16 protein-coding genes are annotated in these 16,834 nt (G+C 73.5%); 10 read left to right on the forward strand and 6 right to left on the reverse strand.

Going from position 1 to position 16,834, the window contains the following annotated elements; translation table 11 throughout:
* Positions 1 to 40 precede the first annotated feature (40 nt).
* Positions 41 to 2,491, forward strand: a complete 2,451-nt coding sequence (locus J2X68_RS27980; protein WP_399041003.1) for a SpoIIE family protein phosphatase — start codon at positions 41 to 43, stop codon at positions 2,489 to 2,491.
* Between the two features lie 238 nt (positions 2,492 to 2,729).
* Positions 2,730 to 3,119, forward strand: a complete 390-nt coding sequence (locus J2X68_RS27985) for an STAS domain-containing protein (protein ID WP_310435349.1) — start codon at positions 2,730 to 2,732, stop codon at positions 3,117 to 3,119.
* Positions 3,120 to 3,296: 177 nt separating this feature from the next.
* On the opposite strand, the gene J2X68_RS27990 is transcribed toward J2X68_RS27985, so the two are convergent.
* Positions 3,297 to 3,770: a MarR family transcriptional regulator gene (locus J2X68_RS27990; protein ID WP_310435496.1), complete on the reverse strand. Its 474-nt coding sequence runs from the start codon at positions 3,768 to 3,770 to the stop codon at positions 3,297 to 3,299.
* A gap of 96 nt (positions 3,771 to 3,866) precedes the next feature.
* Between J2X68_RS27990 and J2X68_RS27995 the strand changes: the two genes are divergently transcribed.
* The 6 genes from J2X68_RS27995 (at position 3,867) to J2X68_RS28020 (ending at position 9,702) form a co-directional block, all read left to right on the forward strand.
* On the forward strand, positions 3,867 to 5,045 hold the full coding sequence (locus J2X68_RS27995; protein ID WP_310435350.1) for a PP2C family protein-serine/threonine phosphatase: 1,179 nt from the start codon (positions 3,867 to 3,869) through the stop codon (positions 5,043 to 5,045).
* Positions 5,046 to 5,122: 77 nt separating this feature from the next.
* Positions 5,123 to 6,022, forward strand: a complete 900-nt coding sequence (locus J2X68_RS28000; protein WP_310435351.1) for an STAS domain-containing protein — start codon at positions 5,123 to 5,125, stop codon at positions 6,020 to 6,022.
* A complete protein-coding gene (locus J2X68_RS28005) occupies positions 6,019 to 6,426 on the forward strand; it encodes an STAS domain-containing protein (RefSeq protein WP_310435352.1) in 408 nt (135 codons plus the stop codon). Before J2X68_RS28000 ends, J2X68_RS28005 begins: the two co-directional genes overlap by 4 nt.
* The gene (locus J2X68_RS28010) at positions 6,423 to 6,869 is read left to right on the forward strand and encodes an anti-sigma regulatory factor (RefSeq protein WP_310435353.1); all 447 of its coding nucleotides are present in this window, start codon (positions 6,423 to 6,425) and stop codon (positions 6,867 to 6,869) included. The genes J2X68_RS28005 and J2X68_RS28010 overlap by 4 nt, the downstream gene beginning before the upstream one ends.
* A complete protein-coding gene (locus J2X68_RS28015; RefSeq protein WP_310435354.1) occupies positions 6,866 to 7,972 on the forward strand; it encodes an ATP-binding protein/SpoIIE family protein phosphatase in 1,107 nt (368 codons plus the stop codon). The genes J2X68_RS28010 and J2X68_RS28015 overlap by 4 nt, the downstream gene beginning before the upstream one ends.
* The gene (locus tag J2X68_RS28020; RefSeq protein WP_310435355.1) at positions 7,969 to 9,702 is read left to right on the forward strand and encodes a SpoIIE family protein phosphatase; all 1,734 of its coding nucleotides are present in this window, start codon (positions 7,969 to 7,971) and stop codon (positions 9,700 to 9,702) included. The genes J2X68_RS28015 and J2X68_RS28020 overlap by 4 nt, the downstream gene beginning before the upstream one ends.
* Positions 9,703 to 9,709: 7 nt before the next feature.
* Here J2X68_RS28020 and J2X68_RS28025 read toward each other — a convergent pair whose 3' ends face one another.
* Complete coding sequence (locus tag J2X68_RS28025; protein WP_310435356.1) at positions 9,710 to 10,207, reverse strand: MarR family transcriptional regulator; 498 nt, start codon at positions 10,205 to 10,207, stop codon at positions 9,710 to 9,712.
* A 227-nt stretch (positions 10,208 to 10,434) separates the two neighbouring features.
* Here J2X68_RS28025 and J2X68_RS28030 point away from each other — a divergent pair, with 227 nt between their 5' ends.
* Together J2X68_RS28030 and J2X68_RS28035 are read left to right on the forward strand one after the other, a co-directional pair.
* On the forward strand, positions 10,435 to 11,811 hold the full coding sequence (locus J2X68_RS28030; RefSeq protein ID WP_310435357.1) for an NAD(P)/FAD-dependent oxidoreductase: 1,377 nt from the start codon (positions 10,435 to 10,437) through the stop codon (positions 11,809 to 11,811).
* Positions 11,812 to 11,840: 29 nt separating this feature from the next.
* Positions 11,841 to 14,087 (forward strand): FUSC family protein, encoded by a 2,247-nt coding sequence (locus J2X68_RS28035; protein WP_310435358.1) that lies wholly within the window; start codon positions 11,841 to 11,843, stop codon positions 14,085 to 14,087.
* An 18-nt stretch (positions 14,088 to 14,105) separates the two neighbouring features.
* On the opposite strand, the gene J2X68_RS28040 is transcribed toward J2X68_RS28035, so the two are convergent.
* The 4 genes from J2X68_RS28040 to J2X68_RS28055 form a co-directional block, all read right to left on the reverse strand.
* Positions 14,106 to 14,537 carry a hypothetical protein gene (locus J2X68_RS28040; RefSeq protein ID WP_020126252.1) on the reverse strand — a complete coding sequence of 144 codons (432 nt, stop codon included), beginning with the start codon at positions 14,535 to 14,537 and terminating at the stop codon, positions 14,106 to 14,108.
* A 28-nt stretch (positions 14,538 to 14,565) separates the two neighbouring features.
* Entirely contained in the window at positions 14,566 to 15,399 is an 834-nt protein-coding gene (locus J2X68_RS28045) for a DUF1206 domain-containing protein (RefSeq protein ID WP_310435359.1), read from the reverse strand.
* A 140-nt stretch (positions 15,400 to 15,539) separates the two neighbouring features.
* Complete coding sequence (locus tag J2X68_RS28050) at positions 15,540 to 15,794, reverse strand: DUF5133 domain-containing protein (protein ID WP_310435360.1); 255 nt, start codon at positions 15,792 to 15,794, stop codon at positions 15,540 to 15,542.
* 43 nt (positions 15,795 to 15,837) lie between these two features.
* A complete protein-coding gene (locus J2X68_RS28055) occupies positions 15,838 to 16,656 on the reverse strand; it encodes a SigB/SigF/SigG family RNA polymerase sigma factor (protein WP_310435361.1) in 819 nt (272 codons plus the stop codon).
* Positions 16,657 to 16,834: the final 178 nt, after the last annotated feature.

The following is a 16,834-nucleotide window of genomic DNA, read 5'->3' on the forward strand; positions in this document are numbered from 1 at the left end:
CCCGAGCCACCAGGCGTCCCAGCCGAGGAGACCGCACACCGTGAGCATCCCCGCACAGCCCACCAAGCCCGGCGAGGGCAGGTCCCTGCCCGCCGTGACGGGAGAGCAGCCCGGCCCGGAGGAGGGGGTGAACCTGCCGGAGCCGGAGGGCGCCGGCACGCCCTCCCCCGTGGGCAGGCTCGCGGCCACCGTGGACCGGCTGCGCCGGGAGGTCATGGAGGCCCAGGCGGAGGCGGACGGACGCGCTCTGGTCGAACTCGCCAAGGGCATCCTGGTCGAGCGCCTCGGCTGCGGCCCGAGCGAGGCGGCCCAGCAGCTGTCCGTGCTGGCCGGGCAGTCCGGCCTGAGTCCGCTGGAGTTCGCGGTGGACGTCATCAACCAGGCGGCCAAGGACCGCGTGTCGGAGGTGACCGAGGCGTTCCTCGCGGCGGTCGGACGGCCGGACGATCCCGCCGAGCAGTCGGCGGCCGTGCGGCTGCGGGCCGCCGAGAGCGGGGCCCTGGCGGCGGCGCACGACACCCAGGCCGTCGCCGACTCGCTGCTCCAGCACGCGCTGGGCCCGCTGGGCGCGGTCGCCGTGGCGATCTGGGCGGCGGGCTCCGACGGTTCGCTGACCCTCGCCGGCAGCGCGGGGTTCCCTCCCGGCGAGGCCGAGCGCTGGCGGTACGTGCCGCCGGAGGTGGCCACGGTGGCGCGCAGCGCCCACACCGAGGGGACGACCCAGTGGATCGATTCGCTGGCCGGGACCGGGCTGCCCACCATAGGTCGGCATCTGCACCCGGACGGCGGCCGGGCGGCCGTGCCGGCGGGCACCGCCGGACGGGTGGACGGGATCCTGGAGATCGCCTGGCCCGCCCCGCTGGACCGGCAGCCGCCCGCGGTGGTGCGTCAGGTGGAGGCCCTGGCCGACCTGTGCGCCCACACGCTCCAGGCGTACGCGCACGTCCGGGGCTCCGACCAGGAGCCCCTGGTGCTGCCGGACGCCCTGGAGCTGATGGACCTGACGGACGGGCTGCACGACCCGGCCCTCGTGCTCGTGCCGCACGTCGATCCGGCGGGAAAGCTGGCGGACTTCCGCATCCAGCACGTCAACGACCGCTTCCTCGACCCGGCGGGCCGGCCGCGTGCCGTGATCAACGGGGCCCTGCTCCTCGAGGCCTATCCGATGGCCGCGGGAGGCGGTGACCTCTTCCAGCGGATCGAGCGCGTGCACGCCACCGGCGAGCCGTTCCGCGCGCGCCGGATGAGTCTGACCGCGCTGGTCGGCGAGGTGCCGCTGGCCGCCGTCGCGGACGTCAGCATCAGCCGGCACGGCAACAGCGTGCTGCTGATCTGGCGGATCGAGGACGAGGCCGCCCGCCTGGCGAGTCTGCTGCAGAACGCCCAGCGCCTCGGGCGCATCGGTGGCTTCGAGGAGGACCTGCTCACCGGCGAGACCACCTGGAACGGGCAGCTGTTCACCCTGTACGGGCGGCCGGAGTCGAGCCCGCCGGTGCCGCTGGAGGACCTGGCCGCGCACACCCATCCCGATGACGCGGTCGTCGTCGGCAGGCTGCTGCGCACGCTGCTGCACCGGCGCCGTCCGGCGTCCGCCGCCTTCCGGCTGCAGCGGCCGGACGGGGTCACCCGGCACATGCGGATCGTCGCCGAGCCGGTGCTGGACACCGACGAACGACTGGTCGCCGTACGGGGCGCGTACCAGGACATCTCGGCGCAGCACTGGACGGAGGTCGCGCTGGCCGCCACCCGCGACCAGCTCGCGCAGAGCGAGCAGCACGCCAGCGAGCGCAGCCGGCTGGCCCTGCAGCTCCAGCACGCCATCATGCCGCCGACCCGGGCGCCGCTCGAGGCCCCCGGGCTCCAGGTGGCGGTCCGCTACCGGCCGGCGGAGGAGGAGCACCTGGTGGGCGGCGACTGGTACGACGCCGTCGTCCTGCCCTCCGGGCTGGTGATGCTGTGCGTGGGCGACGTGGCCGGGCACGGCATCGAGGCGGCGACCAGCATGGTGGTGCTGCGCAACGCGCTGCGCGGCCTGGCCGTGACCGGGGCGGGGCCCGGCCAGCTGCTGTCCTGGCTCAACATCGTCGCCCACCATCTGACGGGCTCCATCACGGCGACGGCCGTGTGCGGCCTGTACGACCCCTCCCGGCACACCCTGCGCTGGGCCAGGGCGGGCCATCTGCCCCCGGTCCTGGTGCGCGACGCCCAGGCGGCGCCGCTGCCCCTGCTGCGGGGGATGCTGCTGGGCGCCCTGCCGGAGACGGTGTACGAGGAGGAGGAGGTCCAGCTGGCGGCCGACGACACCCTGCTGATGTACACCGACGGTCTGATCGAGCGGCGCGACCGCTCCGTGGAGGAGTCGCTGACCCAGCTGCTGGTGCAGGCCCGCACGGTGCCGCCGACGCTGGACCAGCAGCTGGACCGGCTGCTCACCTACAGCAGGTCCGACACGGACGACGACACGTGCATCGTGGGCATCCGGCTGCGCTAGCCGGCCCGGGGCCGGAGTGGTCCTGCGCGGACTTGCGTCATGTGTGCATGGTGGAGAGGTTCCGGGGTATTCGCCTGTGCGCGACACCAGGTCGGGGATCCGCGGACGGAAGGGCAGGGCACACGGCACATGACGACCGTTCCGTGCGGCCTTCCCGCACGTCTTCACCCGCCGTCGCCGTGCATCGAAGTCGCCCATTGGGGTAGACGCTCCCGACCGTCAGCTTTCGGAGGTACGTGTGTCCATTGCCCAGAACCCCCTGTCCGTCGAGGTGACCCTGCCTCGCGAGGACGTCGCCCTGGTCACGGTCGAAGGCCATCTCGACCTCGACACGGCGACCGATCTACAGGCCCATCTGGCCAATCAGCTGCATCACGGCCGACGGCATTTCCTCATCGACCTCTCGGCGGTCCCGTTCATGGACTCCTCCGGCATGAACATCATCCTGCGGGTGTACCAGGAAGCCCGGAGCCTGCCGGGCAGCGTGCACGTGATCGATCCCACGCCGGCCGTGCGCCGGGTGCTGGACCTGACCGGGGTCAGCCTCACGGTGCCCATATCCGAGACGGTGGAAGAGGCCCTGGAGCGCGTCGACAAGCAGCAGCTCCCGGAGGGGCCGCAGGACTGACCGGCTGCCCGGGGGCGGCCGTCCCGCGGACGTCGGACAAGGCGCAGCTACGGTCGACTTCCGCCCAATACTTGTCATTTGACAACTGTGTACCTAAGGCAACAGAGTGAGCGGGACAGTGATGCGGGAGGGGAGACGGATGTGCCGGTGGGCGAACCCGACCACCCGGGGACACCGTCAGGCGGAGCGGGCGTCCGTGGCGTCGGCCTCGTGGAGCTGCTCGGCCGCCGCCGAACAGAACGCCTCCAGCCCTCTCAGCAGCGCGGCGCGGTGCACGGCGGGCATCTGCTCCAGCACCTTCTCCAACGCCGCCTCACGACGTGATCTGAGGTCGGCGAGGAAGGCGCTCCCGCGGCGGCTCAGGAAGAGCTCCAGCTCCCGGCGGCTCTCGGCGGCGACCCTGCGCTCGACGAAGCCGACGGCCTGGAGCCGGTCGCACAGGCGGCTGGTGGACGGCGGCGTGGATCCGAGGAACTCGGCGAGGGTGCGCAGGTTGATGCCCTCGTGGTGCTCCAGGATGAACAGCACGCGCAATTGGGAGGCGGAGACCGGCGCCGTCGAGGCACGGCCCCAGAGGACTTCCAGCAACTCCGCCGCCTCTGAGGTCACACGCGCCACCTGGAGTGGCTGCGGACGCGAGGAGGGGGACATCACGGTCACACTCTCGCAGGCTTCTCGGCGGCTGTCAGCCCACCCCCGCCGCCGGGGGCGCCACGGGCCCGGCGCCACGGCATCCGGGAGGACGTCGTGACCGACCGCGAGAACAGACTCGTCGCCGCCGGGCGGGCCCTGCGCTCCGCGGCCCCGCACCAGTTGCCCGACGCCCTGTGCCAGGTGCTGCGCACCCGGTACGGGGCGGAGTCCGTGGAGCTGCGGCTCGCCGACTACGGGCTGACGGTGCTGCTGCCCGTACCGCCCGCGCCGAGCGGCACGAAGCCGGCGCCGCTGCAGGGCAGCGCGCCCGGGCGGGCCTTCGGGTCGCAGCAGCCGTACGTCGAGGAGCCGGCCGACGGCCGGGTGCGGGCGCATCTGCCGGTCACCGTGCGCGGTGACCGGCTGGGCGTGCTGTCTCTGACGCTGCCCGCGCGGACCCGGGAGTCCCTGACCGAACTCGCCGAGCTGGCGGAGCTGCTGGGGCATGAGCTGGTGGTCGCCGAGCGGGACACCGACCTGTACGCGCGGGCCCGCCGCAGGGAACGGCTGACGCTGGCGGCGGAGATGCAGTGGCAGCTGCTCCCGGCCCGCTCGTGCGCCCGGGAGGAGTACGCCCTGGGTGCCCAACTCGAGCCCGCCTACGCCGTCTTCGGTGACAACTTCGACTGGGAGGCGTCCGACGGCCATCTGATGGTCTACGTCACCAACGGGATGGGCGAGGGCATCGAGGCCTCGCTGCTGACCAGCCTCGGCGTCAACGCGCTGCGCAACGCGCGCCGGGCCGGCATCCCGATCGAGGGTCAGGCGGCCCTGGCCGACCAGGCGCTCTACGCCCACTACCGGGGCGAGGCGCACCTGTCGGTCCTGCTGGTGGACGTCGAGCTGTCGACGGGGCGGATGCGGATCGTCGACGCGGGTTCACCGCGGTTGCTGCTCCTGCGCGACCGGGTGCTGTCCCTGGTGGACCTCGACGCGCAGCTGCCGCTCGGCATGTTCGAGGAGACCGACTACGTCGCCCAGGAGCTCACCCTGCTGCCCGGCGACCGGCTGCTCTTCGTCAGCGACGGCGTCCACGGGGTCGCGGCCCCGGACGGCGAGTCGTACGGCGAGCACGCCCTCGCGCGCGCGGTCGGCAACGCCTCCCTGTTGCCGGCGGCGGACGTCCCGGCCGCCGTGCTGCGCGGGCTGGCCGGGCACCGGGAAAGGCCCGAGCCGGACGACGACGCACTGGTCGTGTGTCTCGACTGGTTCGGGAAACGGCCCGCGTCGTAGCCCGCCGCCCGCCGTCCGCCTCCGGCGGGCCACCGGCGGCGAAAGAGAAGCCGACCAGGACTTGAGGAGAGAAACAGGTGCCGGAGCACGAAACGGCCGCAGAACACACCACGCCGGCGCGCGAGGTCGGGAACTTCCTGCACCGCCGCCGCGAGCAGATCGCCCAGCGCTGGGCCGACGAACCGCTGTTCCGCACGGTGTTCACCGTCTCGCGGGACGAGGCGGTGGAGGCCGGCCGGGTCGTCGTCGACGCGCTCGCCCAGGTGGCCGGGACCGGCCGCGTGGCCGACACGGACGCGCCCGGGTTCACCGCGGTCCGCGAGCAGCTGACCAGGATGGTCGCCTCCCGCGCCCGCTTCGGGCTCACCTCGGGCCAGGTGTCCACCGAGGTGGACGGCCTCCGCCCGCCCGCCGTGAACCTGCTGGTGGCGGACCTGCCCGAGGCGACGCCCGAGCACCTCAGGGAGTGCACGACCCTGCTGACGGTGCTCATGGGCACCCTGCGGCTGGTGGTCCTGGAGACCTCGCTGAGCGAGGGCCAGGCGCTCATCGACCGGCAGCAGCTGGAGCTGCTCGAGGCCGCCACCCCGGTCATCCGGCTCTGGGACGGCATCGTCGCCGTACCGCTCATCGGGACGCTCGACAGCGCCCGCAGCCAGGTCGTGATGGAGACCTTGCTGGAGTCGGTCGTCGACCAGCAGGCCCGCTTCGCGATCCTGGACATCACCGGGGTGCCGATGGTCGACTCACTGGTGGCGCAGCACCTGATGAAGACCGTCGCGGCCGTCCGGCTGATGGGCGCGGAGTGCGTCGTCTCGGGCATCCGGCCCGCCATCGCGCAGACCATCGTGCACCTCGGCCTGGACCTGGGGACGGTGGTGACCAGGTCGAGCCTCGCCGACGCCCTGGGGTACGCACTGCACCGGCTGGGCGCGGACATCGTGCTCGCGACGCCCGGCGGTGCGGGTCCCCGGTGAACCACGACCTCTCCCTCCCCGCCGCGGCCCACGTTCCGGTCCTCCGCCTCGGCGACGTCCTGCTGATCACCCTCCAGGGCGATCTGCACGACGGTACGGCGGAGCAGCTCCAGCAGGACATCGCCGAGCAGATCGTCCGCAACCGGGTGACCGGCGTGGTCATCGACATCTCCGGGGTGGAGATCGTCGACTCCTTCCTGGGGCGTGTCCTGGCCGAGATCGCGGCCGGGTCGCGGCTGCTGGCCGCGCGCACCGTGGTGTGCGGCATGCGTCCCGCGGTGGCGATCACGCTGGTGGAGCTGGGGCTGTCGCTCCCCGGCCTGCGGACCGCGCTCAACACCGAGGCGGCCCTCGATCTGCTCGCCATGACGGCTCCGGGCGGCCCGCGCCGGGAGCCTCGGTGAGCGGGACGGTCGCGGGCGTGGAGGCCCGCCTGCCGATCCGCTCGGACCTGGACCTGGTGTGGGTACGGCAGCACGTGCGCCAGGCCGCCGCCGCGCTCGGTTTCGGTCTGGTGGACCAGACCAAGCTGGTCACCGCGGCCAGCGAACTGGCCCGCAACACCCTGGTGTACGGCGGCGGCGGGGAGATGGCGGCGGAGCACGTGCGCGACGGACGGGCGCAGGGGCTGCGGCTGACGTTCACCGACCGGGGGCCGGGCATCGCCGACCCGGAGCGGGCGCTGAGCGACGGCTACACCTCCGGCGGCGGACTGGGGCTCGGGCTGGGCGGGGCGCGCCGTCTGGTGCACGAGTTCTCGCTCGACAGCACGCCCGGTGTCGGCACCACGGTCACGGTGACCTCGTGGGCGGCCCGCTCGCCGCGCCAGCGTGAGGAGTCGCGATGACGTACGTGTGGGACGTCCCGGTGCACGACTCGACGCGGGTGCGGGACGCCCGGGTGGCCGCGGAGGACGCGGCGGCGCTGGCGGGCCTGGAGCGGTCGCGCACGGCCGACGCCGCCCTCGTGGCGACCGAGCTGGCGACGAACCTGCTCAAGCACGCGGGCGGCGGACAGCTCCTCGTGGAGGCGGTCCCCCCGCCGAGCGGACGGCCGGGGGGCCTCGTCGTGCAGGTCGCCGCCATCGACCACGGGCCGGGCATGTCCGACGTCGTCACCGCCCTGGGCGACGGGTTCTCCACGGCGGGTTCGCTGGGCGCCGGACTGGGCACCTGCCGGCGGATCGCCGACGAGTTCGACCTGCACAGCGTCCCGGGCCGCGGGACGGTCGCGCTGGCCCGGATCGGCGGGCCGGCCCGCGTCCGCGGCCGCCGTGAGCCGGACCCCGGACGGGCCGGGGCGGCCACGACGGACGACACCTCCGCCGCGTCCGCCGCGTTCTCCGTGCGGGTCGGCGGCGTCAACATCCCCTTCCGGGGCGCCGCGTGTTCCGGGGACGCCTGGACCTGCGTCCGTGAGGGCGACCGGCTGACCCTGATGCTGGCCGACGGGCTCGGCCACGGCCCCGAGGCGGCCCGCGCCTCGGGCGCGGCGGTCGACGAGGTACAGCGCTCGCCCCACCTGCCGCCGGCCGAACTGCTGCGCCGGCTCGACACCGCGCTGCGTGCCACGAGGGGCGCCGCGGTCGCGGTGGCCCAGCTCGACCTGCGGACCGGACGGCTGCTGTTCAGCGGTGTCGGCAATGTGGGGGCCCGGCTGCGCGAGGGCGACTCCTGGCGTCATCTGCTGTCCCGGCCCGGCATAGTCGGCGCCCACCGGCCCACGACCCTGCCCGAGACCGAGGCGGTCTGGGCCCCGGACCGCCTGCTCGTCCTGCACAGCGACGGGCTGCCCAGCCGCTGGGCGCCGCCCGCCGACCCACGCCTGCTGTCCAGCGATCCCGCCGTCACCGCCGCCGTGACGGTCCGCGACGCCGGTAGTTCCGCCCGCCCGGTGCGTGACGACACCGCCGTGGCCGTCCTGTCCCCGACGCCGCCGGATGGTCCATGAATCACACCTGGCCGATCAGCACCGTCAGCGACGCGTCCCGCGCGCGGATCACCACCGCGCGGGTGGCCGCGGCCTGCGGTGTGCCGCCGCTGGAACGCACCCGGCTCGCCGCGGCCCTCAGCGCGCGGCTGCGCCAGTGCCTGACCAAGGGCGGCAGCTGGACGTTCGTCCTCACGGCCGACGGAGGCTCCCTGCGGGCCGAGGTCTCCCCCGCGCCCGCCGACGGCGAGCGGCCGTGGTGCGTCACCGTGCCGTGCCCGGAGCCGGCCGCGGAGCCGGTCTGCGAGGCCGCGGCGGGCGACGAGAACGCCCTCGCGGAGGCCCTGCTCGGCGCCGACGAGGACACCGCCCTGGTGCTGGAGCGACTGGCCGAGCAGGAGGAGCTCGTCGCGTTCCACCGGGACGAGCTGCACCAGACCAACCAAGGTGTGCTGGCGCTGCACGCCGAGCTGGACGCCGCCGGACGGGCGCAGCGCGAGGCCTTCGCGGCGGAGCGCGCGGCGCGCCGGGAGGCGGAGGACGCCCGGCGCAGACTGACGTTCCTCGCCGACGCCAGCGCGACGCTGACGGCTTCTCTCAACCATGAGGAGATCGCCCGGCTGCTGCCCGAGCTGCTGGTACCGGAGTACGCCCGCACGGCCGACGTCTGGCTCTTCGACGCCGAGGACGAGCGGGGGTCGTCCGTGCCGCGGCCCGCGGCCGCCGTGATCGCGGCCCGCACCGGGCGGCCGCAGTACGCCGCCGCGCACCCCGGGGGTCTGCCCGGGGTGGACGACCAGCCGCCGTCGGCGCTGCATCCGAACCGGTCCCTGCTGTGTGTGCCGCTGCCGGCCCGCAGCGGGCCCCTGGGTGTCGTGACGCTGACCGCGCCCGGCGACCGCTGGAACCCGGACGACGCCGTCATGCTCCTGGAACTCACCCGGCGGGCCGGCGGCGCGCTCGACAACGCCCGCCGTTTCGAGCACAACCGGGACATCGCCGAGACCCTCCAGCGCGCCCTGCTGACCGATCTGCCGGCCACCCCCGGCCTGCGGCTGGCGGCCCGCTACCTGCCGGCGACGTACGGACTGAACATCGGCGGCGACTGGTACGACGCGTTCCGGCAGCCCGACGGCAGTCTGATCACCGTCGTCGGCGACGTGACGGGGCACGGCCTGCACGCGGCCGTGATGATGAGCCAGCTGCGCACCGCGCTGCGCGCCTACGCCGTGGACGGGGGCAGCCCGGGCGTGCTGCTGACCCGGCTGCACATGTTCCTGCACCACCTCCAGCCCGACCTGTACGCGACCGCCGTGATCGCCCGCTTCCAGCCCGACGAGCCGGTGCTGACGTGGGCGGCGGCGGGTCATCCGCCGCCCGTGCTGCGCGGCCCGGACGGGCGGGTGCGCACCCTGGACGCCAAGCCGGGGGCGATGCTCGGCATTCCGCTGCACCAGGAGATCGCCGACCACATGGAGCCGCTGGAGCCGGGCTCCACGCTGGCGCTGTACACCGACGGGCTGGTCGAGCGGCGGGCCCAGGGCATAGACCCGGGCATCGCGCGGCTGGCGGCGGCGCTCGGCGCGTTCCGTACCGAGACGCTGGACGCGGACCTGGACGGCTCGGCGGAGCGCATCCTGGACCCGATGCTGAGCGACTCCGAGCGGGACGACGACGTCTGCCTGCTGCTGTGTCACGTGGACAGTCACGGCGGTCGCCTCCTCGACGGCCCCGCCGGGCCCGGGACCTGAGGAGCGGTCAGCCGTCGGCCGGCTCCTCGGCCTCCCGGGCCGACGTGTGCGCCTGGTGGAAACCGTGGAGCCCGTGTTCCAGCGCGGTGCGCTGGGCCGGGGTCATCGCCTCGAACACGGAGGCGAGCCGTCGCACCCGGCGCTCGGCGACGTCGGTGAGGAGGTGTTGTCCGTAGGCGGTCACCACGAGCTGCACCTCGCGCCGGTCACTGGGCTGCACGGTCCGCTCCAGCAGCCCGGCGGCCTCGAGCCGGTCGCAGAGGCGGCTCGCGGTGGGCAGACCGACGCCCAGGTGCTCGGCCAGGGCCGTCATGTTGAGTTCCGGACGGCTCCGCACCGTCCGCAGCGCCAGCAACTGCCGGGCGGGCAGCCGGGGTCTGGTCTCCTCCGCGGCCGTGAGCCAGCATGCCACCAGGCTCTCGACCGCCTCCGCGAGTTGCCCGGCCTGTGTCCGACGACTCTCCCAGCGGCCGTCGTCGGAGCCGTCCGCGCACCACACCGCCACTATCCTCCGGCCTCCGCGATTGTCATGTACGACGGCCTACCCGAAGGCAACGGGCGTACACAGGCCCTGAGGGGGGTACGTCGGTGACCTCAGGAGAAACGTTCGTCTGCATGCCTCGCCCGGCTGGCGGAACCCGTCCGGGCGCGGTGGGATCGATGAGGTGCGAGCGCCCGCGGGCGGGGCACGCGCATGACGTCGGGGCAGACCGCCTGGAGCCGCAGAAAGGGATGGACATCGTGACACGACCCAGGATCCTGGTAGTGGGCGCGGGCTTCGCGGGAGTGGGGTGCGTCCGCCGTCTGGAACGCGCGCTCTCCGCGGCGGAGGCCGACGTCACTCTGGTGACGCCGTTCGCCTACCAGCTCTATCTGCCGCTGCTGCCACAGGTCGCCTCCGGGGTGCTGACGCCCCAGTCGATCGCCGTATCGCTGCGCCGCAGCAAGAAGTACCGCACCCGGATCATCCCGGGCGGCGCCATCGGCGTGGACCTCAAGTCGAAGGTGTGCGTCATCAGGACCATCACCGACGAGATCGTCAACGAGCCGTACGACTACATCGTGCTCGCTCCCGGCAGCGTGACCCGCACCTTCGACATCCCGGGGCTGACCGAGCACGCCTTCGGGATGAAGACCCTCGCCGAGGCCGCGTACATCCGCGACCACGTCATCAGCCAGCTCGACCTCGCCGACGCCAGCAACGACCCCGCCGAGCGGACCTCGCGGCTCCAGTTCGTGGTCGTCGGCGGCGGCTACGCAGGCACCGAGACCGCCGCCTGCCTCCAGCTGCTCACCCACAACGCGGTCAAGCGCTATCCGAACCTGGATCCGAGCCTGATCAAGTGGCATCTGATCGACATCGCGCCGAAGCTGATGCCGGAGCTCGGCGACAAGCTCGGCCGCAGCGCGCAGGAGGTGCTGCGCAAGCGGGGCATCGACATCTCGCTCGGGGTGTCGATCGCCAAGGCGGGCCCCGAGGAGGTCACCTTCACCGACGGACGGGTGATCCCGACCCGCACCCTGATCTGGACGGCGGGCGTGGTGGCCAGCCCGCTGATCGCGACGCTCGGCGCGGAGACCGTCCGCGGGCGGCTCGCCGTCACCGCGGAGATGAACCTGCCCGGGAACGACGGGGTGTTCGCGCTCGGCGACGCCGCCGCCGTGCCGGACGAGGCCAAGGGCGAGCCGGGCGCGGTCTGCCCGCCCACGGCGCAGCACGCGATGCGGCAGGGCAAGGTCGTCGCCGACAACGTCATCGCGACGCTGCGGGGCCGGGCGAGGCGGCCGTACGTGCACAAGGACCTCGGTCTGGTCGTCGACCTCGGCGGGACCGACGCCGTCTCCAAGCCGCTCGGCATCGAGCTGCGGGGGCTGCCCGCGCAGGCCGTGGCCCGCGGCTACCACTGGGGGGCGCTGCGCACGGGCGTGGCCAAGGCGCGGGTGCTGACGAACTGGACGCTCAACGCGATCGCGGGCGACGACTTCGTGCGCACCGGCTTCCAGGCGCGCCGGGCGGCGAAGCTGAAGGACTTCGAGTACACGGACAGCTATCTGACACCCGAGCAGGTGCGGGCACAGATCGAGGGGCCCGGGTCGGAGACCGCCTGAGGTCGCCCGGCGGGAGAGAGTACGGCGGCGTGAGGGCGGCGGCACGGTCGGTCGGGGCACGGTGGCGGGATCGGATCGCGGCATCCGATCCCGGGCTGCTGCGTCTGGCGGCGGGACTGCGCACGGTCGGTGCGATCTCCCTCACGCTCGCCGTGCTCTCCCTGCTGGGCGCGGACGTCTCGCACCTGGTGGCGGGGGCCATCGCCGCGATGGTCGCCACGTTCGCCATCCGGGAGAAGCAGCGCGACCGGCAGGCCGTCACGCTGGCGCTGGGCCTGCCGGTGGCGTTCGCCTCGATGTCGCTCGCGGCGCTGCTCAGCTCCCGCACGGTGGCCGGCGACCTCTTCTTCGTGGCCCTGATCTTCTGCGCCGTGTACGGCCGCCGGTTCGGCGACCGGGGCACGGCGCTCGGCCTGGTCGGCTTCCAGGTCTACTTCCTGTCCTTGTTCGTCGGGGTCAGCGGTGCGAGCCTGCCGGGGTTCTACGTGGTGCTGGCCGTCGCCTTCGCGTGCAGTGCGGTGGCCCGCTTCGTGCTGGTGCCGCAGACGCCGACCGGGATCCTCCAGCGGCTGCGCGGGGCCTTCAGGGCGCGGCTCGCGCAGTTGCTGGCGGCCCAGCTCGACCTTCTCGACGCAGGTCCTGACGACGTGGAGAAGGCGCTGGCCCATGTGCGTGAGGGCACCGCCCGGCTGCACGAGACGGCCATGCTGATCCAGGGCCGGCTGGAGGAGGGCACTCCGGACCAGGCGACGGCCCGGCTGGTGCAGCGCCGCATCGCCGACGCCGAGATCGCCGCCGAGCGGCTCGGCCTGCTCCTGCTGACCGCCCGCAGCGCCGAACGGGCCGACACCCTGACCCTGCACCTGCCCGGCGCGCCGCTGCCGGAGGGCGGCCATCTCCCGGTGCGGGACGAGGCGCTCGCCGCCCTGCGCCGCGATCTGGGGGCGCTGCGGCTGCTGGTGCGCATTCCCGTCGCCGAGGGCGCCGCCACGGCCCACGTCCGCAACCGGCTGCTCGGCTACCGGGACGAGGAGAACCTGCCGAAGGCCTCCCCCGCCGTCCAGGACGTCTTCCGGGGCGTCGGTGAGGCGGCGCGCGCGGTGCTGGGGCTGCGGGTCGCGCTCGACGGGCCGCAGGACGAGTCCGAGGACAGTCCCGAGACGGCGCGCTCGCGCGAGGAACTGGACGCCGAGGACGCCGCGATCGGCGGGGGCGAGGGGGACGAGGACTCCGCGGCCGGGCAGGAGACGGGGCTGCGGCGCCCCACCACCCGGGCCGCCGTGCAGGTCGCCGTCGGGTCGGCGCTGGCCATCGTCGGGGGCGAGCTGCTCTCCTCGCACCGCTGGTACTGGGCGGTGCTGACCTGCTGGATCGTGTTCATCAACACCGCGTCCACCGGGGAGATCCTGGTCAAGGGCTACCGGCGGCTGCTGGGCACCGTGCTCGGGGTGGTCGCCGGAATCCTGCTGGCGGGGCTGGTCGGGCACCACACGTGGACGGCGTTCGCGGTGGTGCTGCTGTGCGTGTTCGCGATGTTCTACACGGCGCCGCTGTCGTACACGCTGATGTCGTTCTTCGTGACGGCCGCGCTGGGTGTGCTGTACACGCTGCTGCACACCTACAGCACGTCGGTGCTGGTGCTGCGGGTGGAGGAGACCGCGCTGGGGGCGGCCTGCGGGATCGTCGCGGCGGCGCTGGTGCTGCCGGTGCACACGGACCGGCGGACGAACGAGCTGCTGACGACCGTGCTGGACCGGCTGGCCGAGGTCACCGAGTCGGCCGTGGAGCAGCTGAGCGGGGGTCCCCCGGCCGAGCTGCTGGATCTGGCCCGCGATCTGGACCAGGCACTGGCCGATCTGCGGGCGGCCACGCAGCCCCTGACGCACCCGGTCACGCCGTTGCGGACCCGTCGGGACACGGCCCGGTACGTCGTCGCGCTGCTCGAGACCTGTGCGTATCACGCGCGGACCCTGGCGGCCATGGCCGAGCTGCTGCCGACCCAGCGGGCGATCGTGGCGGACCCGGGGCTGCGCCGCGCCGGGCAGCGGATCCGGCACAACATCGGGGCGATCTCGGCGCGCGTGGCGGGCGAGCGGACCACGGCCGAGGTGCTGACCGGGCCGAGCATCGCCTCGCTGCTGATGCCGGGCGGTCCGGGGACGCCGCGCTACGGCCGGGTGACCGACCGCGTGCTCCGTCACCTTCAGCGGTTGGACGAAGCGGTGGTCGGCCTGGCCCGGCCGCTCGGCGCACCGGTGGCCCCGCCGCGCACGTGACAGCGGGTGCGGCCCCGGTCAGAAGTCCGTGGACATGTCGCTCGCCGCGGCGATGCCCCGCAGTTCCTCCGTGTCCTGGTGGCGCTGCCGGATGCAGCCGGCGATCTCGGCGAGGCGGGTGGGGTCGGACGCGGTGCCCGCGTCGGTGACCACCCGGACCGGGCCGGTTCCGTCGACGTCTATCTCCACCAGCTGGTTGTCCAGCCGGCCGGTCACGGCGGTGGCGATGACCAGTGCGGCCTCGTCACGGATCTCCTGGGGCAGCTGTTGGGTGTCCTCCGGATCGAGGGCGAAGTCGAGGCTCTCGGGACGCTGCTCCTCGAGTGCGCGCAGCGCGGGCGCGACGACCTTCAGCAGAAGCTGGTAGTCCTCGCTGTCCATGCGGACGCGCAGAAGGTCGAGGTACATGTCCACGGGCCGTCCGTCGCGCGGGAACTCTGATTCGTTCATCTGGTCCGTGTTCCCACGCAGCCGGACGTCAGACCTTGCGCCAGCGTGCCATGGCGAACGAGAACAGACCGAAGAGCACGAGTCCGGCTGCGACGCAGGCCAGGAGGCCGGGCCCGGCGGGCGTGCCGGCGAACGAACGCAGGGTGTCGTCGATCCCCTTGGCCTCGTTCGGCCGGTATTCGACGGCGGCCCGTACGGCGAAGACTCCCGCGGCCGCGAACACCACGCCACGGGCGGCGCCGCCGCCCACTCCGGTGATGTCCACCAGCCGCCGCATGCGCGGGGACATCTCCCCGAGCCGCATCTTCTTGCGGTACGACCGCATGACGGCGCGGGCGCCGATCCACAGGCCCGCGACGATGATCCCCGCGCCGCCCGCGCCGACTATCCACTGGCCCGCGGGAAGCTCGAGCGCACGGGCGGTGACGTCCCTGGACTGCTCGTCGCCGCCGCCTCCGCTGCCCGATCCGGCGGCGAAGGCCAGCACGGAGTAGGCGACGAAGGAGTAGAAGACGCACCGGACGGACGCGAGCAGCCGCTTCTTGGCGCTGCGCCCTTCGGCGCCGACTCCGCCGAAGACGACCTCCGACAGCCGCCACAGCGCCATGCCGACCAGTCCGATGCCCAGCGCCCACAGCAGTACGGCGCCGAAGGGCTTCTCCGAGATCTCCGCCAGGGCGCCCTGGCGGTCCGCCTGCTGATGGCCGTCGCCGAAGGCGATCTGCAGCGCCAGCAGTCCGACCAGCAGATAGATCACGCCCCGCGCCGTGAGGCCCGCCTTGGCGGCGCCCTTCGTCACCGAGCCCCGTGCGGCTCGCTCCACCCCGACCTTGCCGTTGCGCGCCAGAGCACTCGTGTTCATGCCACCCTCCCCGAAGTCTCCCCGATTCCTGCGGGATCCGCATGCCCCGGCTCACGCGGTGCACACGTCCGGCGCTCGGACCGCGTCAAGCGCCGAAAAAAGCGGGGTGGACGCGGGATCCCGCGCGTCCACCCCGCCCGTCAGGCGTACACGTGGGGATCTCTGCCGGTCGGCGGCCGTACCGCGGCGTCGGCGGACGACGCCGCCTCGAGCCACTGGTGTGCGGTCTCCAGGGCGTGCCTCACGTCGCGCGTGCCGGTGGACACGCACAGGGTGTAGGCGAGGTCGCGCGCCTGGGCCTGTTCCTGGGGCTGCGCCTCGGGGGATCCGGATCGCGTCAGCGCCTCGTACTCGTCGACGAGTCTGCGCAGGACAGCGGGGTGCGGCATGAGCATCGGTCTGCTTCTCCTCCGTTCGGAATGGGTGAATGCGGTGCCGTCAGCGCAGGGCTTCCTGACGCACCCGCTCGCAGCTGCGGCTGATGAGCCGGGACACGTGCATCTGGGAGATGCCCAGCCGGTCGGCGATCCTGCTCTGCGTCATGTCCTCGAAAAAGCGCATGTAGAGAATGGCCCGCTCGCGTTCCGGCAGGCGGCGCAGGCCTTCCTTGGCGGACTCGCGGTCGACCACGACGTCGAAGGAGGCGTCGGAGCCGCCCAGGGTGTCGGCGAGGCTGTAGCCGTCGTCGCCGGCCGAGGTCTCGGCGTCCAGCGACAGGGTGCTGAAGCTCTCCAGTGCCTCCAGGCCGGCGCTCACCTCGTCCTCGGTGAGCCCGGTGTGGGTGGCGATGTCGGCCACCGAGGGCTCGGCCGCCCCGGGGTTCTGGGTGAGCTCCCGGCGGGCGACGCGGACCTTGTTGCGCAGTTCCTGTACCCGGCGGGGCACGCGCAGCGCCCACATCCGGTCCCGGAAGTGCCGCTTGATCTCGCCGGTGATGGTGGGCACGGCGTAGCTCTCGAAGGCCCCGCGCTCGGGGTCGAAGCGGTCGACGGCCTTGACCAGCCCCAGTGCCGCGACCTGCCGCAGGTCCTCGATGGCCTCACCACGGTCGCGGAACCGGCCGGCGATGCGGTGGGCCATGGGCAGCCAGGCGGTGACGAGTTCGTCGCGTACGGCGTCCCGCTCGGGGCCCTCCTCCAGGGTCACGAGCCGGGCGAACCGGCTCATGGTGTCGGGCGCGTCGGCGTGGGTGCGCCGCAACTCAGCGGTGGCGGGGGTGGATACGGAAGGACGGCTTGTCGACATGTCGATAGGCATGCGGTATCGCTCTCCTGAACGGTGGTCTCAGGTACTGGCGACGGAGGAGTCGTGCGGTCCGGGGCATGGGCGACGCCCCGGAGCGACAACTCGCTCCCGTCGGCGCGCCTCCGGTCCGAAGCACGAACCTCCGTCTGCCCTGCCCGTGGACGAACAAACTCCGCCTGCGCGAAAGGCG

The organism is Streptomyces sp. 3330 (genome assembly GCF_031456635.1).
In the GTDB taxonomy this organism is placed as follows: domain Bacteria; phylum Actinomycetota; class Actinomycetes; order Streptomycetales; family Streptomycetaceae; genus Streptomyces.